Genomic DNA, 23669 nt, shown 5'->3' on the forward strand with positions numbered 1-23669 from the left:
CCTCCGCCGGGAATAATTCCAGCGGCCGCCTCAGCGCTAGCGCACAGGACCAGCGCCCACCTCCGCGCGCGGCGTGCCCCGGATCGCGAGTGGCCTACTATGATTTCTTGATTGCCACTCTTCGGCAAAAAAATTCCGCACGATTGCACCAACTCGATGAAAAAGCATTGCTCGGGAGCCGGCATCCTGGCCTGCGCCCTGTTGGCTGCGCCGGCCCTGGCGCAACCGCCGGAAATGATCGAACCCAGTATCCACTGGGCGTACGCTACTTTCTTCGGCACCGGCTGGTACAAGGTCAGCGACGAGAGCAGTGCCTATATTGTGCATGCCGCACCGCGCTGGATCCTCGGTGCGACCGGCGCCGACAATCCCGACGACCTCGACGTTACTTACAGGCTTCAGGTCCCACTGACGGTGGGAGTCGCCAAATTCGATTTCAATGACATCCCGGGCTTGATTGACCCCAACAACCTGAAGATCGCCAGTGCCGGACTCAGTCTCGACGCTGATATTTCCCTGACACCCCGCTTTTCAATTCGCCCTGCTATACAGACCGGTTACGGCAACGTGATCAACGACAGCGAGCACGCGTGGACCTACGCCACGGAGATCAGGAGCCGCTACAAATTTGAGTCAGGCAGGCTGGATTGGGCGATACTGGCTAATCTCGGTTACGTCGGTTACGACGCCAACGAGGGAGATTCGGATGATTTCGCATTTGCCGCCCTTGGCAGCGAGTTCGCCTACCCTGTCAACTGGCTGAGCCGCCCTGACAACCAGTCCATGTTCTACTGGCATCTCAGCTATATCGATTTTCTCGACAAGGTTCGCGTCAGGTCAGGTGTCGACCGCTTTGACTCTGTTGCCAGCTATTGGCAGGTCGGCGCCGCCATTGGCAGGCGCGAGAAACCGATTTGCATCGGCTTCCTGAAATTCGATCGCCTGGGGCTCGCATACAATTACAGCGCGACGGGTGAGTTGCGCGGCGTGAAACTTGTTTTCCGATCGCTGTATGATTTATGACATCAAAGCCCGGAGCAGCGGAACCGCTCAGGAAATTCCGCAGCTGTGCGACCGTCGAAAACTGGCACCAAAAATCACCACACCACCGCTGGAATAATTTTCCTCTCCATTTTTAAAAAAACCTTTCCGCCCACCGTGTCATGGACTACACACCAAATTGGCAGAAAACCCTTTAAATTTAGGTACGGTAGTACGACAAACTGGCACACAATTTATCCAGAGTTAACCGCTGGCGGCTATTTAAACCCTGCGCCTATTACACTCCATTGGGCGGTATCTTTGTAGAAAAGATTTTTACAAAGCAGACCAAACAGGTGACGTTTTATTGGCTATGCTAATGGCTGACATCAACGGAAAGGAGTTAGGGGATGAATTTCACTCCAGCCAAGTACTTAATGGGAATTATCAGTGCACTGGTTTTGGCGGGTTGCTGTGCAGCGCCTGCGCCACCGGCCTCCTGCCCTCCGGGCTCTGAACAAATTCCAATGTCTATGGCCTGCCCCGCAGACGCTGACTGCTGGATGGCTTCCGACGACGTGCGCTGCATGAAAGTGGTCAAGTAAGATCAGATTGCAGCAAAAACCGTGTGGTGATTCATACTCAATGAGGTTTTGAAGCGCGCCGGCACACAGCGGAATGAAACAGAGCCGCAGCCGCCGCAGAAGATCTGCGAAGCATCATTGATTATGAGTCACCACACCGAATGCCGCTTTTCGAAGCGGCATTTGTATTTATGGCCTCACCGTACGACTCGCCAAAAGAATCCAGTTCCCCAGCAGTCAGACGCTGGTCGGCCGCCCCATTTACCGTTAGCATTGACCGTCAGTGCAGGCCGACCAATCAAACGGCCTGCGATCCAGCTGCCGCAGGCCGCACCTTTCCGAAGAGCAATAAGCAACACTCACGATGACAAGCGAAACCCTTGCGGTCAGCCGCACCGCCGCACTTGCCCGACTGAAATCCCATCACGACAAGCACAAGTGGTCACTGCGGGAGCTGTTTGCCGGTGACCCTCAGCGGTTCGAGCGCTTCAGCGCCGAAGCGGCAGGTCTCTTCCTGGATTACAGCAAGAATCACCTGCGCGATGACACTCTGCGGCTTTTACTGGATTACACCGACCAGATCGACCTCAGCGCGCAGATTGCCGGGCTCCTCAGCGGTGCTGCCGTCAACAACACCGAGCACCGCCCCGCCCTGCACACTGCGCTGCGCTTCCAGGGCGAGCCCCGGACTGAACACGAGCAGGCGGTGGCTGATTGCCGCAACCAGATGCGGCAGTTCGCCGAAAAAATTCACAGTGGTGGCTGGCGCAGCTTCAGCGGCGAACCGATTCGCCACATCGTCAATATCGGTATCGGCGGTTCCGACCTGGGTCCGCGCATGGTGGTTGAAGCCCTGCGCCCCTGGCAGAGACCCGATATCTCCGTACATTTCGTGGCCAATATCGACGGTGCTGACCTGACGGATACACTGGCCGGACTGCGGGCGGAAGACACGCTGTTTATCGTCGCCTCGAAATCCTTCTCCACACTGGAAACTCTGCAGAACGCCCTGTCCGCACGCCAGTGGGTACTGGACGCCGGCTGCCGTGAAGACCAGCTGGCCCGGCATTTTGTCGCGGTCAGCAGCAATATTGTTGCGGCCCAGGATTTTGGCATCGCGGCGGAAAACATTTTCCCCATGTGGAACTGGGTGGGTGGCCGCTACTCGCTGTGGTCTGCCATCGGCCTGCCGATAGTGCTGGCCTGCGGTTTCGAAACCTATGAACAATTACTGGCCGGCGCCCATGCGATGGATGAGCATTTCGCCACCGCCGACTTTGCCGACAACCTGCCGGTGCTGCTCGCGCTGATCCACTTCTGGTACCGCCAGTGCTGGAATGCGTCCAGCCAGGCGGTGTTGCCCTATGCCCAGAGACTCGCCAAGTTTCCCGCCTGGCTGCAGCAACTGGATATGGAGAGTCTGGGCAAGGGCGTGGACCGCGACGGGCACCACCTGCAGTACCCGAGTGGCAGTGTTATCTGGGGCACGGAGGGCAGCAACGGACAGCACTCCTTCCACCAGCTGCTGCACCAGGGCACCGACCTGATCCCCGCGGACTTTATTGCCGTCAGGGAACCGACCTCGGCGTTGAAGGAGCAGCATCAGTGGCTGCTGGCCTGCTGTATCAGCCAGAGCCAGGCCCTGCTGCGCGGCAAGAGCCTGCAGGAGGCCCGCCAGGAGCTGGAGCAACAGGGCTATACCCACCGCGAGGCCCACGCGCTGGCACCGCACAAAGTGGTACCCGGCAACCGGCCGAGCAACACGCTGATTATGGAGCGACTGGATCCATTTAACCTCGGCGCGCTGCTGGCCCTCTACGAACACAAGGTATTTGTCGGCGGCTGCCTGCTGGGTATCAATCCGTTCGATCAGTGGGGCGTGGAGCTGGGCAAACTGCTCGGGGCACAGATTCACGCGGCGATCGGCGGCGAGGCGCCGCAAGACTGGGACGGCTCGACCCGCAACCTGCTCGAGCGACTCCTGTAATTTCGCGCAGTTACCAGGGCCTGTAGACACTAAGGCGCTGTTGGACTTCCCATTAGCGCCAGCCATCTCTCGATTCCCTTCAGGATCATATCCACCGCAAACGAGCCGGTGAACAGCGCCGTGATGCGCCCCGCCACCTCGACATATTTCCTGACATAGCGCTCCTGACGGGTCTGCACCCAGTCGTAGAGCATCTTCAGCAGAATCAGGGAAACCAGCGCGGCGGCCATCGCCAGGGTAATGGCCGCCGAGCCCCCTACGGCGCCCAGGCGGCTGCCGGCCAGGACGCTGGCACTGATGGTGCCCGGTCCGACAATAAATGGCATGGCGATAGCACCCGCCACTTCCTGCGAATGCAGGTTGATACTTTGAATCGGCGAACCGACGCCGAGGGTCAGGCGAATACCGATAATCAGGAACGTAATGCCGCCGAAGATCAGAAAGGCGAGAAAGCGCACCTGCAACACCTGATCGAATATCACTTCGCCAAACCACGCGAACAGCAAAAATACCGACAGACTGATCAGGAAGGCGCGCAGCAGCAGGCCGGAAAAAACCTTCAAATCCAGCCCGCGGATCAGGTCGAGCAGATAGACGCTCAGGATAAATGGGTTGAGCAGGACGAGCAGCAGCAGAAAGGATTTATTGAACTGCTCCAGGTCCAGTTCCATTGCCGCTCACTCGGTCTGTCAGGATTTTTCCGCCGCCATCTGTTTCATCAGCGGCTGGATCAGGTCCAGCGGCAGCGGGAATACAATCGTGGAATTCTTTTCGCCGGCTATATCGATCAGTGTCTGCATATAGCGCAGGGTGATGGCGTTAGGGTTTTTCGACAGCTGGTCCGCGGCCTCGGTGAGTTTTACCGCGGCCTGGGCCTCACCCTCCGCGTGAATCACTTTGGCACGCCGCGAGCGCTCCGCCTCCGCCTGCTTGGCGATCGCGCGGATCATGCTCTCGTCCAGGTCGATATGCTTGATCTCGACATTGGTGACCTTTACGCCCCAGGCATCGGTCTGCTCATCGAGAATCTTCTGGATATCCACGTTGAGCTTGTCGCGCTCGGACAGCATTTCGTCCAACTCGTGCTTGCCGAGCACCGACCGCAGGGTGGTCTGGGACAGCTGGCTCACCGCCTCGTGATAGTGCTCCACGTTGATGATCGCGGACTGCGGGTTGACCACCCGGTAGTAGACCACCGCGTTGACCTTGACCGAGACGTTGTCCTTGCTGATTACATCCTGGGTCGGCACATCCATCACCACCGTGCGCAAATCCACCCGCTCCATCGTCTGGATTATCGGAATGATAATAATCAGGCCGGGTCCCTTTACCGCCTGGAAGCGCCCGAGGAAAAACACCACGGCCCGCTCGTATTCCCGCAGGATACGAATGGCATACATCAGCAGCAGAACCACTGCTGCGACCAGTAACCCCATAAAGTAACTGACCATTCCGAACTCTCCTTATTTCGTTATTCCGTTGCGTTTGTTATCCCGGTTCCACGCGCAGGAACAGCCCGTGCTGCTCCACCACCTTGACCCGCTGCCCCGGCTGCAGCGGCTGGTCGCAGCGCGCCTGCCAGATTTCACCGTCCAGGTGCACCAATACATCGCCGTCCTGGATACCACTGACAATCGCTGTGCGCCCCACCAGGGCATTCTCGATCGCGACACGCGGCTTGCGCAGGCTCTTGCCCACCGCCATCAATATCCCGAGCAGCGCCAGCCCGCTGACACCGGCAATGGCGCCGATCAGTTTGCGCGACACCTGCATGCCCGGCACATCCGTATCGATCAGCATCACCGAGCCGATCACCAGCGCGATCACGCCACCGATACCGAGAGCGCCGAAACTCGGCATAAAAACTTCCGCGACGATCAGCAGTGCGCCGACAATAATCAGTGCCAGCCCGGCGTAATTGATGGGCAGCACCTGCAGTGCATAGAAGGCCAGTAACAGGCAGATGATGCCGACGATCCCCGGCACCAGTGCGCCCGGGTTGTAACCCTCGAAAATGAGGCCGTAAATACCGATCAACAACAGAATATAGGCTATCTGTGGGTTGGTGATCAGGGCCAGGATTTCGTTGCGCCAGTCCGGCTCGTAGGATTCCAGTGGCAGTTCGGCAATACTGGGGGAAATAGCAAGTTCTCCCTCTGCCAGGGCCACCTTGCGCCCGGCCACCTGCTTCAGTAGGTCCTCGTTATTCCCGGCCACTATGTCGATGACATTCTCTTCCAGCGCCTCGGTAGCCGTCAGGGTGGCCGCCTCGCGCACGGCCTTTTCCGCCCAGTCCGCATTGCGGTTGTGGCGCCTGGCCAGGCCGCGGATATAGGCCACCGAATCGTTCACCATCTTGCGTTCCATCGCGGTGCCGGAGGCTGGCGAGTCCTTTTTCTCGCCGTTTTTCCCCTCTTTGTCTTCCGTACTTTCTCCGCCTTTTTCTCCACTGGGTTTGTCGTCCGGTTGCTCGCCTGGCGCACCCGGCATGCCCCCCATCTGCACCGGAGTTGCCGCACCGAGCGTAGTGGCAGGCGTCATCGCGGCGATATGGCTCGCATAAAGGATATAGGTGCCGGCACTGGCGGCGCGGGCACCGGCAGGATGCACATAGGTAACGATGGGCACCGGCGAGGCGAGGATATGCTGGATGATATCGCGGGTGGCGGCATCGAGGCCGCCGGGAGTATCCATCTGCAGCACGATCAGCTGCGCGCCCTTTTCTTCGGCCTCTTCGGTGGCGCGGACGAAATAATCCGTGGTGGCGGGCCCTATGGGCCCGTCGATGGATAGCAGGGCCACATGGGGGCGTTCGATTGGCTGCGCGGCGGCGAGCGCCGCCAGCGCAACCAACAACAGGGTAAAACAAACCGGCAGCCGCCGGCGCGACCACAATGAATTCCGATTCGGCATGGCGTCAATCCTGGATACAGGAGAAGCGATAAAACCAGCCTAACAGATTGTCGCGAAAGCGGCGGCGCCCATCAGCTGTTCGCGACGGTTGTCGCCATCAAAGCGCCGCGCGCACAGGCTCCGGCAGCACAAGTACCCGCGAGACACCGCGCCCGCTGGACTGGGATGCCGCCTCCAGCTCGTCACCGTGAGCGACTATCACCTGCAGGTCTCCAAATCCATCTTGCTCCAGCTGATATCCCATGGCCTGCAGTGTCTTGTTCACCTCGGCGTCGAGACCACCCTGGTGGCGAATATGGTCTCTGGGCCACAACTGGTGATGGAATCGCGGCGTATCCACGGCGCGCTGCGCGTCCATACCGAACTCGACCACATTGAGCATCGACTGGTAAACGCTGGTGATGATTGTGGTGCCGCCGGGAGAGCCGGTCACCATTTTCACCGCGCCGTTTTCCAGCAGCATGGTCGGCGACATCGATGACAGCATGCGCTTGCCCGGGTGCACTGCGTTGGCCGCACCACCGAGCGCGCCGAAGGCATTGGGCACCCCCGGCTTAGCGCTGAAATCGTCCATCTCGTCGTTGAGCAGAAAACCGGCCCCCTCGACCACGACACCGGAGCCGAAACTCAGGTTGATGGTAGTGGTGTTGGAAACCGCGTTGCCCCAGCGATCGACGATGGAGAAGTGCGTGGTCTCCTCGCTCTCCGGCAATCCGGGCACTACTGCCGGTGTCGGGGAAATGGCGGCGAGATTGAGCTCCCGGCTGCGCTGCGCCAGGTAGTCGTCATCCAGCAGGCGCGCCACCGGGACCGGGTGGAAATCCGGGTCGCCGAGGTATTCGGCCCGATCGGCGAAAACCCGCTTGCCCACTTCCGCCAGCAGGTGCACATACTCGGCGCTGTTGTGTGTGGGAACCTGCCCCTCGAGTACACCATCGCGCACCCGGTCGTACATCTTCAGCCACTGGATGACGGCAATGCCGCCGGAACTCGGCGGCGGTGCAGAGACGATGCGGTAGCCGCGCCAGTCGGCCATCAGCGGCCGGCGCCATTTGGCCCGGTAATCGAGCAGATCCTTTTCCGTGATCAGGCCGCCGTTATCGCGCATAAAGTCCGCAATCAAGCGGGCCGTTTCGCCGCGGTAAAAGCCCTCAGCGCCGCGGTCGCGGATACGCGCCAGGGTGGTAGCCAGCTCCGGCTGGCGAAACAGCTTGCCGGCCCTGAGCTCACCGAAATAATCGGAGAAATTGACCGACGGATGATGTTCTTCCACATAGGTGGCAAATTCTTCGGCTTCGCGCGCCAGCGGCTCCGGCACCACAAAACCTTTTTCCGCCAGGGTCACCGCCGGCTGCACCAACGCAGCCCAGGGCATGGAACCGTGGCGCTGGTGCGCCTGCCACATCCCCTGCACAGTGCCGGGCACACCCGAGGCCAGGGAGCCGAACAGGGACAGGTCCGGCACCACTTCCCCGTCGTCATCGAGATACATGTCCCGATGTGCGGCCGCGGGCGCCACCTCGCGGTAATCGAGGAATTCCTGTTCGCCGTCCTTGTGGATCAGCATAAAGCCGCCACCTCCGATATTGCCCGCCTCCGGCAGCGTCACGGCAAGGACAAACTGCGCGGCGACGGCGGCATCCACGGCATTGCCGCCGCTCTGTAAAATCTGCGCAGCCACTTCGGCACTGAACGCATCGGGCATGGCCACGGCGGCCCGGCGCTCTTCGGCTTGGGCCAGTGATGCAACGGCAAACAGGAAAAGGAGACTGAAAAGGATGGTGCGCACGCGGAATTCCTTTTTTGTTTTTCTGCCAAGCTAACCCTGCCGGCCGGCAAACGCAACGATTGCGGCCAGCGGGGTTTGCCTACCGGACCGATCGGCAAACAATGACCGCGCTTGTGACAGGGCTGAATGGTGGGAGCTAGTGCACTACTCCCTTGCGGGAAGGCGTCGCCCGATACGCTTACCGGGACTTTTGACCGCTACCCCTGCGCCAACTCGGCGACGGGGGTAGCGAACAGGAGAGAGGCTTAGACTGGCGTGCGGCGCACGTGCCAGCGCACTTCGTGGGAGTACTGATCGACCTTGCCTTCCACCCCCAGCAGCAGCGCGAACAGCGCCATGCGTACCAGCAGGCCGTTGTCGGTCTGGCGAAAAATCGCCAGGCTCGGGTGTTCGTTCAGGTCGGTGTCCAGCTCGTTGGCCTCTGCGCGGGAGTCCCGCGGCAGCGGATGCATGATGACCGTGTTCGGCTGTGCGTGGCGGGTAAAGATTTCGCGGTTCAGACGGAAACGACCGCGGTACAGGTTGGCCTCTTCCTGGGAGGCGAAGCGCTCTTCCTGAATCCGCGTGGAGTAGACGATATCCACGTGGGAGATAGAGGCTTCCAGCTCATCAGACACGCTAACCTTGTGGCCGGCCGCGCGCAGTTTTTCCACCACATCTTCCGGCATCGCCAGCTCCGGCGGCGACACCAATACAATTTGTACATTGCTGAACAGGCACAGCAGTTTGCACAGCGAGTGGACGGTGCGGCCGTATTTGAGGTCGCCGATCATGGCGATACGGAACTCATCCAGGGAGCGACCGTGCGCTTCCAGCTCCTTGCGAATGGTGTAGAGATCCAGCAGTGCCTGGGTCGGGTGCTCGTTGGCCCCGTCGCCGCCATTGACCACCGGCACCCGGCTCGCGGCGGCAAACTCGGCCACGGAACCTTCCTGCGGGTGGCGCATGCAGATGACGTCGCTATAGCCGGACAGTACCCGCGCCGTGTCGTACAGGGATTCGCCCTTGGCCATGGCGCTGGCGGTAATGCCGACGGTTTCGCGCACGGTGCCGCCGAGCAGGTTGAATGCAGAACCGAAGCTGAGTCGGGTGCGGGTGCTGGGCTCGAGGAACATATTGCCGAGAATGGCCCCCTCCAGCACGCGGGTAACCTTCTCGCGGCGGGCGTAGGGGACCATGGTGTCCGCCACGGCGAAGACACGGTCGATATCACCGCGCTCGAACTGGCTGACGGAAAGGATATTGGCTCCGATAAAGTCCATTGTTACTCCAGTGATTGCGCCTTGTGGGCGCCAGTCTTTAGCGGGTGGCATTCTACTCGGGTGCCGGCAAAGCGCCTAGCGGCACGGGCCACAGCGACCCCGAACCCTACTTTTCCGGGTCCCGGGGCGGCGCCGCTGCCGGGAGCCGCCTGTTCAACAGCCTGATCGGCAATTGTTTCTCAGACGGCTCCCGGCAGCGGCGCCTTCGCATCCGGTTTCAGTGCGCTGATTTGGATCAGGCCAGCAGGCTGTCGCCCCAGCTCTCCAGCTGGTCGAGCAGCTCCACCTTCTGTGGAAACTGCGCCCGCAATGCGGCGATTTCCTCGAAATAGGCTTCCAGCGTGATGCTCGCGCCCGCGGCGGGATCGGTCAGGCGGCGGTAGCGCCACTGCTGCCAGCGCTGCTGTTCCTGCGCCGACAGGGTTTCCGGGAAGTTGCGCGCGCGCAGGCGGAACAGTAACTCCGGCAGACGCCGGTCGGCGAAGGGCACCTGCCCGGCCAGCGCCTCGGGGCCGCGCTCGGCGAGGTCGCGGTGCAGCTGGCGGCACAGGTCGCGGTCGTCGTCGTTGAGAAAACCGTCGTAGAGACTGGCTTCGACATCCCGCTGGGGGAATTCGCTGTCGAGAAACACCTGGTGCAGCTTCTCGGTCAGGTCGACGTCGCGCAGTTTCTGCCAGTTGGCTTCGCAGGCGGCCTTGTCGATGCCGAGTTCAGCCGCGCGCTTGTCGTCGAGCATCTTGGCCGGGGCCAGCACCGGACACTTGTTCAGGTACACCAGTTTCAACCCGACCGGCAATTCGCCCTCACCGAGCTTATCGCGGGCAGTGTAGAGGCGCTCGCGCAGGCGCTCCGCGTCGAGGCCGAACAGCGGCTCCGGATCCATGGCCAGGTTGGCGACGATGATCGCGTTGCGGTTCACCGGGTGGTTTGCCAGCGGCACTATGTAGGTGAGATGGCCCTGGGATGCGGGCACCTTGCCGGACACGTGCAGCAGCGGCGTGCGGTTGCGCAGATCGATCAGCTTGGCCGCCTCCTGCTTGCGCCGCAACCGGTAGACATAGTCGTACAGCTTGGGCTGTCTGCTGCGCACCAGTCGCGCCATATCGATGGTGGCACGCACGTCGGACAGCGCATCGTGCGCCCCTTCGTGGGCGATACCGTTGGCGGCGGTGAGTTCCTCCAGGCGGAAGGAGGGCACGCTCTCTCCGTTAGCGGCTTCTCGCTCCGGCCACTGGATGCCCTGGGGGCGCAGGGCGTAGGTGAGGCGCACCATATCGATGATGTCCCAGCGGCTGTTGCCGGAGCGCCACTCGCGCTCGTAGGGGTCCAGCAGGTTCCGGTAGAGGGTGTGGCGGGTCACCTCGTCGTCGAAGCGCAGGCTGTTGTAGCCGACGCCACAGGTACCGGGTGTGCCCAGCTCGGCGACAATGCGCTGGATAAACTCCAGCTCCGACACGCCTTCGGCCAGGGCGCGCTGGGGGCTGATACCGGTGACCAGGCTGGCCATCGGCTGCGGCAGGCAGTCGCTGGCGGGGCGGCTGTAGAGCATCAGCGGTTCGCCGACGATATTGAGATCCTCGTCGGTGCGGATGCCGGCGAACTGGGACGGCTTGTCCGCGCCCGGATCCGTGCCCCAGGTTTCGTAGTCGTGCCAGTAAAGTGTGGAATTGCTCACATGTCCCCCTGTTTTTGGGATGCATCATAGCATTGGGGGCTCGGGACTTAGACCGAAGTGTAGGATGGGCAAAGCGCAGCGTGCCCATCAATCGGCGCGGTGATGGGCACATCGCTGCGCTCCTTTGACTCGCGCCGTCCATGGCGCTCGCCCGCTTCGCGGGCGCCTTCCGCGTCCAAGTGGGCAGTCCCTGCCGATTTGTGCCCATCCTACCGGGCTCAGGGCTGGACAAAGATTCAAGCGCGGCACACCATTGCCCGACACTAATACAAGGAGAGTAGCCATGACCGTCAAACCCATTCCCGATGGATACCACAGCGTAACCCCCTACCTGAGCGTCAACGGCGCCGCCAGGGCGATAGATTTCTACGCGCAGGCGTTCGGCGCCCGCGAGCTGTTCCGCTTCCCGATGCCTGACGGCAGCATCGCCCACGCGGAAATCCAGATCGGCGACACCCGTATTTCGCTGGCCGACGACAATGAAGAGGGCGGTCTGCTGAGCCCGCAGGGCAGCTCGCCCGTCGGCCTGCTGCTGTACGTGGACGATGTCGACGCCGTCTTCACCCGCGCCGTCGAGGCCGGTGCCTCCGTCAAGCGTCCGCTGGAAGACCAGTTTTACGGCGATCGCAGCGGTACCCTGCAGGATCCCTTTGGCCATGTCTGGTTCCTGGCCACCCATATCGAGGATGTGCCGGAAGACGAACTGGAGCGCCGCGCGGCGGAACTCTCCTGAGCCGCCGGGCAACGGCTCCGGTCCTGCTGCTGGTGGCCAGTCGGGAAATATTTACCGATCAGGTTTTTTGCCGGCTGGCCACCAGCAGCAGGACCTCACGCAGTGCCGAAATCTCGGCGCCCGCTTGTCCCAAGTTCCGGGCGGCCGGTTGCAAAGCCGCCCCCGCCCATTAAAATCCCGCGTTCCCACGAATTACAGCAGCAGTCCCCTATGAATATTCGCCAACTCCTCTCCGACAAGTTCCAGGCCGCCATGCTTGCCGCCGGCATTCCCGAAGATTGCGGCCCGGTGGTGGCGCCGGCGAAGAAAGCGGGCTTCGGCGACTACCAGGCCAACGGCGCCATGGGCGCGGCCAAGCGCATGGGCACCAACCCCCGTGAACTGGCGGCGAAGATCCTCGAGCAGCTGGACCAGGGCGACATGATCGACAAGGTCGAGATCGCCGGCCCCGGCTTTATGAATATTCACCTGAGCGAACAGTGGCTGGCCGACAAACTGGCCGCCGCGGAGAAGGACGAGCGGCTGAATATCGCCGCAGTGGACCAGCCGCAGACGGTGGTGATCGACTACTCCCACCCCAACCTGGCGAAGGAGATGCACGTCGGCCACCTGCGCACCACCATTATCGGTGACGCCCTGGCGCGCCTGCTGGAATTCCAGGGCCACAAGGTAGTCCGCCAAAACCATATGGGCGACTGGGGCACCCAGTTCGGCATGCTGCTGGCGCACCTGTCCGACAAACTGGCCGACAGTGACGCCGAGGTAGCCTTGGCAGACCTGGAAGTGTTCTACCGCGAAGCCAAAGTGCGCTTTGACGAAGAGGAAGGCTTTGCCGACCGCGCCCGTGAATACGTCGTGAAACTGCAGGGTGGTGACGAGCAGTGCCTGAAACTGTGGCAGCAGTTTATCGATATCTCCATCAGCCACTGTGAGGAGATCTACTCCAAGCTGAACGTCACCCTCAAGCAGGAAGACGTCTACGCCGAGAGCCAGTACAACGACGACCTGCCGGTGCTGGTGAAGGAGCTGCTGGACCGCGGTATCGCCGTGGAAGACCAGGGTGCCATCGTCGTATTCCTGGAGGAAATGGCCGACAAGGAGGGCAACCCCAGCCCGATGATCATCCAGAAGAAAGGCGGCGGCTACCTGTATGCCACCACCGACCTGGCTGCCATCCGCTACCGTGCCAACCAGCTGCACGCGGACCGCATCCTCTACGTGGTGGACGCGCGCCAGTCCCTGCACCTGCAGCAGGCCTTTACCGCCTCGCGCAAGGCCGGCTTCCTGCCGGAGTCGGTCACTCTGGAACACTGCGCCTTTGGCACCATGATGGGCGACGACGGTAAGCCGTTCAAAACCCGCACCGGAGGCACGGTAAAACTGGCCGCACTGCTCGACGAAGCTATCGAGCGCGCCGAAAAGCTGGTGGCGGAAAAGAACCCGGACCTGGATGCCGACACCTGCGCCGAAATCGCGCGCAAGGTGGGTATCGGCGCGGTCAAGTACGCAGACCTGAGCAAGACGCGCACCAACGATTACATATTCGGCTGGGAAGCAATGCTGAGCTTCGAGGGCAACACCGCGCCCTACCTGCAGTATGCCTACACTCGCGTGCGTTCCATCTTCCGCCGCGCCGGCATCGAGCCGGGCGAACTGACCGGCGACATCCAGCTGGGTACCGCCGAGGAGCGCGCCCTGGCGGTCAAACTGTGCCAGTTTGGCGAAGTCCTGGATCAGGTTGCCAAGGACACCTTCCCGCACATGCTGTGCAGCTACCTCTACGATCTGGCCAGCGCCTATATGGCCTTCTACGAGGCCTGCCCGGTGCTGAAAGAAGGTGTCAGCGAAGAACAGAAAAACAGCCGCCTGCAGCTGTGCGACCTGGTCGCCCGCACCATCGCCACCGGGCTGGGCCTGCTCGGTATTGAAGTGATGGAGCAGATGTAACGCTCGCGCCCGCGCCAAGACCGGAATAGATTCCGGAGCGTGATGCTAAGGTCCTGTTGCCGGTGGCTATATGCCAGACCTTACGCGGCCAAGGATGGCCGCGTAGAGCGTACAGGGACGTATTCACAGCGTGTCTGGCATATAGCCACCGGCAATAGGACCGCCCGAAAACCGCGAACGAAAAACAAATCTTGAAAATACTGATCACCGGCGCCTCCGGCCTGCTCGGCCGCAGCGTCTTCAAGCAGCTCAATGCCAATCCCGCATTCGAGGTAACCGGCACCGCCTACTCCCGCACCGGCGACAACCTCCTACGACTGGACCTCACCGATGCTGCCGCCGTAGCGGAAATGCTGCGCAAGATTCAGCCACAGGTGGTCATCCACTGCGCCGCCGAACGCTGGCCGGATCGCTGCACACAGAATCCCGATGCGGCCTGGCAGCTCAATGTGCAGAGTACCGAGAAGCTGGCACAACTGTGCCGCGATATCGATGCACAGCTGGTGTATATCTCCACCGACTATGTGTTCGATGGCAGTGCGGCGCCCTACTCTGTCGACAACCAGCCCAACCCCATCAACTTCTACGGCCGCAGCAAACTGGCCGGCGAAGAAGCGGTACTCGGCAACGGCGATCACTGGGTACTGCGCGTGCCGCTGCTGTTCGGCCCGGTGACTTATCTGCGCGAATCCGGCGTAACCGCCCTGCTGGAAACCATTCGCAACCCAGAACCAACAGCGCTGGACGACTGGGCGATTCGCTATCCCACCAGCGTCGAGGACGTGGCCCAGGTTCTGGAACAGTGTCTGCTGAAGTCCAAGGCGGGCACCCGCTTTGCAGGCACTTACCACTGGAGTGGCGATATCGCCTGCACGCGCTACCAACTGGCCAAGCTCGTTGCGGAGAGCTGCGCGCTGACTGCGGACCACCTGTCGGGGGACTCCGCCCCGCAGTTTAACGAGCCACGCCCGTACAACTGTCAGCTGGACAAGTCGCGCCTTGCCGATATGGGGATTGAGGCCGGCGAACCGCTGCCGCAGCAGCTGGCGCGCTACCTGCAGCCGTTTCTGTAAACGGGCGCAACAGTAAGAAACCGCAGTGAAACTAGCGGAAACCGCCGTCAGGCGATTTCCGCAGGTGGGGATGAAGACGAGGAAATCCGGCTGGCCACCAGGGTCAGCCCGGGCATTTTTTCCAGCTGCCCGATAGGGGCCCGAATCGCTTCCGCAACCAGCGCATCCTCAAGCAGCTGCGATGCGGCGCTCAGTTGGTGGTTCTGCAAAACCCACAATTCCGAATACCAGGCCAGGGGGCCAGTTTCCTCCTGCGGTACGTCGACCACAGATTTTTGCATCAGAACCGAGATTCCAGCCTGTTCCAGCAACGTAAACAGGTGACAAACGAGCAATTGGTCGCTGGCGATGAAGATCCGTTGCGCCATGATCAGAATTTCCGCAATCCTTGCCGGCTGGCAGCCTCAGCAACTTCGTTATCTTTATATTTATCGCTTTCAGTGCCTCGAATAACGCCGAAAAAATATTCGAGTACCATTTAAGGTAGACCAGCAGCGGGAATTTCGCGACGCAATGCGGAGACCTGAAGCGCAATAACGCGCCAGGCTGCTGCCGAGGCGACGGCACCCGTACGCCGCTAGAATAAAATTGCACCAAAGTCGCAAAGACAGGATTTCGCGCACGTTTTTCTTCAAAAAACAGCACTTTTGACGCTAAAAACCGGCAGATTGCCGGCATCGCTCGCGATTGCTAAGATGCGCGCCGGCCGATACGGCTGCCATCCCGTTCTTTCCCAGGATCTGTTCCCCGTATATCCGCTGTGCGGAGACCGCGGACCTATTGAGAAAGCGGGACAGAGACCAGGTGCTATTTTTAACCGCGAGCGCACCAGCGACGACTCCCTGCGATTACAGGAACGAAGTTTATGACCCAGCCATCTCTTCAGCAGTTGGAACAACACGACGCCTTTATCTCCCGCCATATCGGCCCCGACGCCGAGCAGGTTCAGGCGATGCTGAAAACCCTCGGCGTCTCCAGCCTTGACGAGCTGATCGAGAAGACAGTACCCGAGGCTATCCGCAAAACCGACGAGCTGGACCTCGCGGATGCGGTCAACGAGGTAGAGGCGCTGGCTGAGCTGAAAGCACTGGCGGGCCGCAATAAGATTTACCGCACCTTTATCGGTATGGGTTACCACGACACCATCACGCCGAACGTGATCCTGCGCAACGTGCTGGAGAACCCGGGCTGGTACACCGCCTACACCCCGTACCAGCCGGAGATCGCCCAGGGCCGCCTCGAAGGCCTGCTGAACTTCCAGCAGATGATCATGGACCTGACCGGTATGGAGCTGGCCAACGCCTCCATGCTGGACGAGGGCACCGCTGCCGCGGAAGCCATGGCCATGTGCAAGCGCCAGGTGAAGCGCAACAAGTCCAACGTATTTTTCGTCGATCGGGACTGCCACCCGCAGACCATTGCCGTGGTCAAGACCCGCGCCGAGCACTTCGGCTTCGAAGTCGTTGTCGGCGATGTGGAAAAAGAGTTGCCGGCGGATCTGTTCGGCGCGCTGCTGCAGTACCCGGGTACTACCGGTGTCGTGCGCGACCTGTCCGACATCATCGCCAAGGTGCACGAAGCCAACGGCCTGGTGACCGTCGCCGCCGATCTGATGAGCCTCGTTGCGCTAAAGGCGCCGGGCGACATGGGCGCGGACGTAGTGGTCGGCTGTAACCAGCGCTTCGGTATCCCGATGGGCTACGGCGGCCCGCACGCCGGTTTCTTCGCCTTCCGCGAAGCTTACAAGCGCTCCGCGCCCGGCCGCATTATCGGTGTCTCCGTGGACAGCAAAGGCAAGCGCGCCCTGCGTATGGCCATGCAAACCCGCGAGCAGCACATCCGCCGCGAGAAGGCCAACTCCAATATCTGTACCTCCCAGGTACTGCTGGCGGTAATGAGCGCCTTCTATGCGATCTACCACGGTCCCGAAGGCCTGAAGACCATCGCCGCGCGTATCCAGCGCCTGGCTGATATTCTCGCCGCCGCACTGAAGAAGGAAGGCTTCGACCTGGCCCACGACAGCTGGTTCGACACCCTGACCGTCACCGTCGGCGGCAAGCAGGGCGAGATCTACCAGCGCGCCCTGGATGCGGAAATCAACCTGCGCAAGGTCGGCGCCGATGCCCTCGGCGTCAGCCTGAACGAGACCACCACGCTGCAGGACGTGTCCGACATCATCAACGCGTTCACCGGCACCGCGCACAGCCTCGACCTGCGCGCACTGGACAGCGAGATCGCCGCCAAGGGTCCGCAGGGCCTGCCGAACTCCCTGGTACGCTCCAGCGAATTCCTGACGCACCCGGTCTTCAACACCTACCACTCCGAGACCGAGATGCTGCGCTACCTGAAGTCCCTGGAATCCAAGGACATTGCGCTGAACCACAGCATGATCCCGCTGGGCTCCTGCACCATGAAGCTGAACGCCACCGCGGAAATGATCCCGGTGACCTGGCCGGAGTTCGGCAAGCTGCACCCGTTTGCGCCCGCCGACCAGGCCCAGGGCTACGCAGAGATGTTCCAGCAGCTGGAACAGATGCTGGCGGCCTGTACCGGCTACGACGCCGTGAGCCTGCAGCCGAATGCCGGCTCCCAGGGCGAGTACGCCGGCCTGGTGGCGATCAAGAAATACTTCGAAGCCAAGGGCGAGACCCAGCGCGACATCTGCCTGATTCCGGCTTCCGCCCACGGTACCAACCCGGCTTCCGCGATGATGGTGAGCATGAAGGTGGTTGTGGTTGCCTGTGACAACAAGGGCAACGTCGACATCGACGACCTGAAGGCGAAGATCGAAGAACACGGCGACCGCATCGCCGCGCTGATGGTTACCTATCCGTCCACCCACGGCGTGTTCGAGGAAGGCATCCGCGAGATCTGCGACCTGGTGCACCAGGCCGGCGGCCAGGTCTACATCGACGGCGCCAACATGAACGCCCTGATCGGCGTGGCCGCACCGGGCCAGTTCGGCGGCGACGTTTCGCACCTGAACCTGCACAAGACCTTCTGTATCCCGCACGGCGGCGGCGGCCCGGGCATGGGCCCGATCGCAGTTGGCAAGCACCTGGAGCCCTACCTGGCCGGTCACCCGGTGACCGAGGTACCGGGCACCGACACGGCCAACGGCACCATTTCCGCAGCACCCTGGGGCTCCGCCAGCATCCTGCCGATCAGCTGGATGTACATCCGCATGATGGGCAAGCAGGGTATGAAGCGCGCCACCGAAATGGCGATCCTGAATGCCAACTATGTGGCCAGGAAACTGAGCGAGCACTACTCACTGCTGTACACCGGCACCAACGGCTTCGTCGCCCACGAATGCCTGGTGGACCTGCGCCCGCTGAAAGAGGCGAGCGGCATCAGCGAGGAAGATATCGCCAAGCGCCTGATGGACTTCGGCTTCCACGCCCCCACCATGTCCTTCCCGGTGGCCGGCACCCTGATGATCGAGCCGACCGAAAGTGAGTCGCAGGAAGAACTGGACCGCTTCATCATGGCAATGGCCACCATCCGCCAGGAAATCCAGGATGTCATCGATGGCAAACACAGCGCCGAGGACAACCCGCTGCACAATGCACCGCACACCCTCGACGACGTGATGGCGGACCAGTGGGCTCACAGCTACTCCCGCGATGTGGCCGGTCGCCCGGCTGCGTGGCTGAAGGAACACAAGGTGTGGCCGGCTTCCAACCGTATCGACAACGTCTATGGCGACCGCAACCTGATCTGTTCCTGCCCGCCGGTTGAGAGCTACATGGAGTAACCTCTGTCCCGCAGCGGATGTAACTGGTAAATCAAAAATGGCGAGCTTTCTAGCTCGCCATTTTTTTGTGCCGTTGTTTGTCAGAGGTAGCTCAACCACCAGTCTTTGCGCCGCGCCTTGACCGCGGCGAGCCAGCGACAGAACGGATACAGCAGCGCGACCACTCCCAACCAGATCACATACACCATCGGTAACGGCAGGCCATAACCCTCGGGGAATGTCCACCAGCCGCCGGCGGCTGCGCGCCAGCCGAAGCCCTGCCACTGCGCCAGTCCCAGCGCCAGCAGGTGCGCGATATAGATATGCAGTATGTAGTAGGCGAAGGGCACCCGGCCGAAGGTATTGATCACATCAACCACCGAACCGCGCAGCCGCTCCGACCATGCCAGCAGCAACAGACCCGGGCCCAGGGTCATCAACAGGTAGAGCAGCGAGGGCGGATACTTCTCGAGATTAAAGAAGCTGACCAGAGTCATGGCGAAGCTCTGCTGGGCCTCCCACACTTCGGGATCGCCGTAAACATTGAACAGACGTAGCAGCAGGAACAGCCCAATGGCACCCCCACCGAGCCAGACCAGTGCACGGCGGCGCGTTTCGTCCGGATCTTTGTAGAGATCGGCCAGCAGGTAACCCAGTGGCATCACCGCCAGCCAGGGAATCAGCGGATACACGACCACCAGTGGTATTCCGGCGACCCGCGTAAAGATATCCTCGTGCAAGCCGTACCAGAGCGGCGGCAGCCCCTGTTCCGGCATTGGCAGGCGGCCATCGAGCAGGTTGTGGCCGGCAATCAGCGCCAGGCTCAGCAGCAAAAGCGGCAGGCGCGGAAGATGAATGAAGGCGGCCATGCTGATCATGCAAAAGCCGATCATCGACAAAGTCGTCAGCACCAGCGCATAGCCCTGCGGCTGGACAAAACTCCAGCCAAACGACATCACGGTCTGCTCGATAAAAATCAACCAGACACCGCGGGTCAGCAGGAAAATACTCAGCTCGCGGGGCGAGCGGCTCGCCCGCATAAAGCCCGCGCCCATACCCGCCAGCAGCACAAACAGAGGCGCGCAGAAATGCGTGATCCAGCGGGTAAAGAAATAGGCCGGACTGGTTTCGTTTAGGTCTTCGGGAGAGAACCTGGCCGACGAAGTGAAATCGCGCACATGGTCGAGGGCCATAATGACCATCACCAGCCCGCGCGCGAAATCGACCGAGACCAGGCGCCCGGCCCTGACCTCCGCCGCTGCGGCGACTGCGGGTTCCTGTACGGCGGCGACAGCAGGATTAACTGAAGCGGGGTTTTGCATGGCTGCACCCGTTTTTTAGATTATTGAGTTTGGGACACCACGAAACGTCAATGACAAGCCGCTAGTGGTTCAAGCGGTAAATTCGGTAACTAAAGCTCACCGCCACAGGCTCCGGGGCAAGGCGAAAAAGCGCAGGACTAGCAGGGCTAATTCAAGCTTTTTCAACGCCGAACCGGGGCCTGTGGCGAAGAGATCGGTTACTGAATTTACCGCTTGGATCACTAGCAAAGACCATTCGCGAGCGGATTGCAAGGCCGGGCCATACCAACCACGCCGGCATCCGGCCTACCAATAAAAAAGCCGGGGCACACTGCAGTGTCCCGGCTTCGCTTTTTCCGCGTATTTCAAATACTTGTCAGCGCTGCACACCTTCCCGGCATTCACCGCGCACTTCGCCGTTCATCGGCGATACGCTGCGCTCTATCACGAAGTAGCCGTCGAGGCAGAAGCCTGTTTCCTGCAGTTTCAGATTCAGGGCGTGGTCGAAATCCAGCCCCCGATTGCCAGGCGGTTGGCGACCCGGCATATCCTGCGTGCGCACCATGCCGCCGCGGGCAGTGGGGCTCTGGGTATAGGGCCCGCGCACCAGGGGCGTCGTCATTTCCAGCGCGTAGGTGAAACGCTTGGAGCCATTAGCAGAAATCTCGGTGTGGAAGGATTCCTTCAGACCGGGATTGGGCGCCGCCGGAGTACTGGTACAACCAGACAACAGCAGCACTGCAGTGGCCGCCCCAAATAATCCCAGTATGGGTCTGGCAAGAATTGGGAAAAAACGCATTCGCACTCCTCTCAGTTCGGGTTACCGCAGTCTGCTGACGGCGCTGGTCAGCTGCGGCGTTATTGCTCTTTAAGATATTGAATCAGCAGCCTGCGCTGCTGCGGGTCCTCGATACCGGCAAACATCATGCTGGTACCCGGCGCGAAGGTCGCGGGATCGGCTAGAAAGCGATCCAGGTTTTCCTCGCTCCACCGCCCCTCCAGCGAGCGCAAGGCCGGGCTGTATCGATAATCTTCAGCTCCCGCAATGGGCCTGTCGATGACCTGCGCCAGATTTGGACCGATATGGTGACCCGCCCCGCGCTGGTTGCTATGACAGGCGCCGCAAGCCATCCACAACGCGCGGGCCTGCTGACTATTATCCAAATCTCCCGATTCCGCATCAGCTGCAGGTTCGACGCGGATAAACGTACCGCGGTCTGTCATCAGCAGCAAGCTGCCGTCGGCAGCCTGGGCCAGATCCCGCAGGCGATCACCTATCTCGATCCGCTCCGTACCGATGATATCCGTTCCCCTGGCCTCCAGGCGAATCAGCGAACGGCCGCCGAGACTGGCCATGATCAGGTCATCTCCCCAGCGCGTGAACCGGGAGCCGTCCAATCGAATCAGGTTTGAGGCCCCTACCGATCGGGCCCAGATATAGGCGGGATCCGCGTAATCGCCGTGTTCGCGCCAGTCGGCGCCCGGCGGATAGTCATAGCCGGCATACAAGGTACCGTAGCTCACGCGGGGCCAGCCGTAATTGGCCCCCGCGCGGAGTACATTCAGTTCGTCACCACCGCGCGGTCCGTGCTCGGTGGACCACCAATTGCCAAACTGGTCCCGGGTCAGGCCCTGCGGATTGCGGTGCCCCAAGGTGAACAGCGTGGCTTCTCCGGTGTGGCGGTTTACCAGCCAGGTCTTGCCGTAAGAGGCGGCGGGATCCTGCACCAGATCCGGATTGTGCAGGCCCTCCATGTAGTGGTCACCGATTGTCAGCAGCAACTGATCCGCGTCGTACTGCGCAATCCGCCCCCCGGCCTGCAGCAGGGTGTCGTCCTCCCCCAGCCGATTGACACCCGCGTCGATTTTCAGGCACGGCCGGCTTTCAAACAGTGTCTGCCATTCGTGTTCGGGAACATCCGCAAAGGCGTTCTCGGTAATGCGAATGCCCGACAACCTGAAAACCACGCACTCTTCCTGCTCTTTCCAGAAGTGGTGGCTGGCATAGATATAGAATCCATCTTCGGCCTTCAGCGTATAGATATCCTTGACCCCGAAATGCAGGGGGATACGGGGATGACGCTTGGTCACCGAATGCCGCAGAAACCTTTCCTTTTCCACCGGCACGCTATAGGGAAGCCTCTTCAACGAGGAACTGTCCGGCCAGTTCATTTCTGCATAATTCAACTCGCCCTTCCGTGTGGCGATCAGATAACCGTTGCCCAGTGGAGTAAAACCGACATTGTCGCCAGGATTTTCCGGCATTACTTCCAGGCTGGTGAGAGACAACTCCAGAAGGCTGCTTTCGAGGAAGGACTGATTACTCGGGTGCCCACGAACTTTGGTCACTACCGCGCGAATCATGGTTTCCGCAAAATCGATCGGCCCGTAGAGTGGCTGTATATGCAGTTTCCCGGCCAAGCCGCCGACCAAAAAAGCAGCCGCCATCATGCCCAGGGCCAACACCGTCACCACGCCTTTCAGGTAGAAATTCCGTTTCATTCCTTTGACTCCCGATTGCAAGCAATAAATTCCTTTTTTCCGACCAGTCTGGACCTACAGCGCGAACCGACTGAGACGCCCGTCAGTCGTGAACGATCACAACCTCTCTCCAATTAGTTACTGGATGCCGACCAACAGCGCCAAGCAAAACCGGAAGCTCAGCGCTTCGATGCGCACACCATCATTCGCCCCGCACACAATGTGTTGCAGGCTATTTGAAGACGACGGTCTTGTTACCGTGAATAAACACCCGCTCCTGCAACACCAGTTGCAGCGCGCGGCTGAGTACCGACTTCTCCACGTCCCGTCCGGCCGCAGCCATCGCCTCGGCAGAGTAGGCGTGATCCACATGAATAACGTCCTGCTCGATAATCGGCCCCTCATCCAGGTCATCGGTGACGAAGTGCGCAGTGGCACCGATGATCTTCACGCCGCGCTCATAGGCCTGCTGATAGGGCTTGGCGCCGATAAAGGCGGGCAGGAACGAATGGTGAATATTGATGATTCGACCGCAATAGCGGGCCACGAATTCCGGCGTCAGTACGCGCATATATTTGGCCAGCACCAGGTAATCCGGCGCATATTCGTCGACCAGTGCCATGACCTGCTCTTCGTGCTGCGCCCGCGCAAGACCCTCCGCCGGCAGGCAGTGGAACGGAATATCGAACTTCTCCACCAAACCGCCGAGATCCGGGTGATTGCCGATCACCGCGGCAATCTCCACATCCAGCGCCCCCGCATAGCACTTCATCAGGATATCGCCGAGGCAATGGGGCTCGCGGGTAACCATCAGCACCAGCCGCTTGCGCCCGCTGGCCACCAGGCGGCGCATGGCGCCCGCCGGCAGGGCCATATCCAGATCTTCCAGCAGCGTGGCATCGTTGAAGATGCCCTCCAGCGCGGTGCGCATGAAGAAGCGCCCCTGCGCGCGATCGACGAACTCGTCGTTCTTGATGATATTGAGCTGGTGCTTGTAGCAGATGTTGGTGATCTTGGCGATCAAACCCTTGGCATCCGGGCAGTCAGTCAGCAGTATCTTCTTTTCCATGGTCGAAATTCAGGCCAAATATCCAGACCCCAAACTATACACTACACCGTTGCGCTACCGTAGGATGGGCAAAGGAGCGAAGCGACGTGCCCATCTTCAGACGCGGTTGATGGGCACGCTGCGCTTTGCCCATCCTAC

17 protein-coding genes are annotated in these 23669 nt (G+C 60.9%); 6 read left to right on the forward strand and 11 right to left on the reverse strand.

The annotated features are described in order from the left end of the window. Positions 1–156 precede the first annotated feature (156 nt). Together BUC36_RS10810 and pgi are read left to right on the forward strand one after the other, a co-directional pair. The gene (locus tag BUC36_RS10810) at positions 157–1023 is read left to right on the forward strand and encodes a hypothetical protein (RefSeq protein ID WP_073275014.1); all 867 of its coding nucleotides are present in this window, start codon (positions 157–159) and stop codon (positions 1021–1023) included. 906 nt (positions 1024–1929) lie between these two features. Further along, positions 1930–3552 carry a glucose-6-phosphate isomerase gene (gene pgi / locus BUC36_RS10820; protein WP_073275018.1) on the forward strand — a complete coding sequence of 541 codons (1623 nt, stop codon included), beginning with the start codon at positions 1930–1932 and terminating at the stop codon, positions 3550–3552. Between the two features lie 29 nt (positions 3553–3581). Here the strand turns inward: pgi and BUC36_RS10825 are convergent, their stop codons facing one another. The 6 genes from BUC36_RS10825 to sbcB all read right to left on the reverse strand — a co-directional run bounded on the left by BUC36_RS10825 (position 3582) and on the right by sbcB (position 11191). Beyond that, positions 3582–4223 carry a MarC family protein gene (locus tag BUC36_RS10825; RefSeq protein ID WP_073275020.1) on the reverse strand — a complete coding sequence of 214 codons (642 nt, stop codon included), beginning with the start codon at positions 4221–4223 and terminating at the stop codon, positions 3582–3584. 18 nt (positions 4224–4241) lie between these two features. Beyond that, positions 4242–5003: a slipin family protein gene (locus BUC36_RS10830; protein ID WP_143186955.1), complete on the reverse strand. Its 762-nt coding sequence runs from the start codon at positions 5001–5003 to the stop codon at positions 4242–4244. A gap of 37 nt (positions 5004–5040) precedes the next feature. Continuing rightward, the gene (locus tag BUC36_RS10835) at positions 5041–6465 is read right to left on the reverse strand and encodes an NfeD family protein (RefSeq protein WP_073275022.1); all 1425 of its coding nucleotides are present in this window, start codon (positions 6463–6465) and stop codon (positions 5041–5043) included. A 97-nt stretch (positions 6466–6562) separates the two neighbouring features. After that, positions 6563–8254 carry a gamma-glutamyltransferase gene (gene ggt / locus BUC36_RS10840; protein ID WP_073275024.1) on the reverse strand — a complete coding sequence of 564 codons (1692 nt, stop codon included), beginning with the start codon at positions 8252–8254 and terminating at the stop codon, positions 6563–6565. A 245-nt stretch (positions 8255–8499) separates the two neighbouring features. Then, a complete protein-coding gene (locus BUC36_RS10845; protein ID WP_073275026.1) occupies positions 8500–9516 on the reverse strand; it encodes an aspartate carbamoyltransferase in 1017 nt (338 codons plus the stop codon). Between the two features lie 235 nt (positions 9517–9751). Next, on the reverse strand, positions 9752–11191 hold the full coding sequence (gene sbcB / locus BUC36_RS10850; protein ID WP_200797260.1) for an exodeoxyribonuclease I: 1440 nt from the start codon (positions 11189–11191) through the stop codon (positions 9752–9754). 283 nt (positions 11192–11474) lie between these two features. Here sbcB and BUC36_RS10855 point away from each other — a divergent pair, with 283 nt between their 5' ends. The 3 genes from BUC36_RS10855 (at position 11475) to BUC36_RS10865 (ending at position 14944) form a co-directional block, all read left to right on the forward strand. Further along, positions 11475–11924 carry a VOC family protein gene (locus BUC36_RS10855; RefSeq protein ID WP_073275030.1) on the forward strand — a complete coding sequence of 150 codons (450 nt, stop codon included), beginning with the start codon at positions 11475–11477 and terminating at the stop codon, positions 11922–11924. Positions 11925–12134: 210 nt separating this feature from the next. After that, complete coding sequence (gene argS, locus BUC36_RS10860; protein ID WP_073275034.1) at positions 12135–13871, forward strand: arginine--tRNA ligase; 1737 nt, start codon at positions 12135–12137, stop codon at positions 13869–13871. 191 nt (positions 13872–14062) lie between these two features. Next, complete coding sequence (locus BUC36_RS10865; protein ID WP_159436009.1) at positions 14063–14944, forward strand: dTDP-4-dehydrorhamnose reductase family protein; 882 nt, start codon at positions 14063–14065, stop codon at positions 14942–14944. Between the two features lie 47 nt (positions 14945–14991). Here the strand turns inward: BUC36_RS10865 and BUC36_RS10870 are convergent, their stop codons facing one another. Further along, entirely contained in the window at positions 14992–15312 is a 321-nt protein-coding gene (locus BUC36_RS10870; protein WP_073275038.1) for a hypothetical protein, read from the reverse strand. A gap of 497 nt (positions 15313–15809) precedes the next feature. Here BUC36_RS10870 and gcvP point away from each other — a divergent pair, with 497 nt between their 5' ends. Beyond that, on the forward strand, positions 15810–18701 hold the full coding sequence (gcvP, locus tag BUC36_RS10875; protein WP_073275040.1) for an aminomethyl-transferring glycine dehydrogenase: 2892 nt from the start codon (positions 15810–15812) through the stop codon (positions 18699–18701). Positions 18702–18781: 80 nt separating this feature from the next. On the opposite strand, the gene BUC36_RS10880 is transcribed toward gcvP, so the two are convergent. The 4 genes from BUC36_RS10880 to purU all read right to left on the reverse strand — a co-directional run bounded on the left by BUC36_RS10880 (position 18782) and on the right by purU (position 23531). Then, the gene (locus tag BUC36_RS10880) at positions 18782–20002 is read right to left on the reverse strand and encodes an acetyltransferase domain-containing protein (RefSeq protein ID WP_073275042.1); all 1221 of its coding nucleotides are present in this window, start codon (positions 20000–20002) and stop codon (positions 18782–18784) included. A gap of 355 nt (positions 20003–20357) precedes the next feature. Then, positions 20358–20780: a hypothetical protein gene (locus BUC36_RS10885; protein WP_143186956.1), complete on the reverse strand. Its 423-nt coding sequence runs from the start codon at positions 20778–20780 to the stop codon at positions 20358–20360. Between the two features lie 59 nt (positions 20781–20839). Next, complete coding sequence (locus BUC36_RS10890; protein ID WP_073275046.1) at positions 20840–22483, reverse strand: PQQ-dependent sugar dehydrogenase; 1644 nt, start codon at positions 22481–22483, stop codon at positions 20840–20842. A gap of 211 nt (positions 22484–22694) precedes the next feature. After that, positions 22695–23531: a formyltetrahydrofolate deformylase gene (purU, locus tag BUC36_RS10895; protein ID WP_073275048.1), complete on the reverse strand. Its 837-nt coding sequence runs from the start codon at positions 23529–23531 to the stop codon at positions 22695–22697. Between the last annotated feature and the right edge of the window lie 138 nt (positions 23532–23669).

It is taken from the genome of Microbulbifer donghaiensis, from assembly GCF_900129095.1.
Lineage (GTDB): Bacteria > Pseudomonadota > Gammaproteobacteria > Pseudomonadales > Cellvibrionaceae > Microbulbifer > Microbulbifer donghaiensis.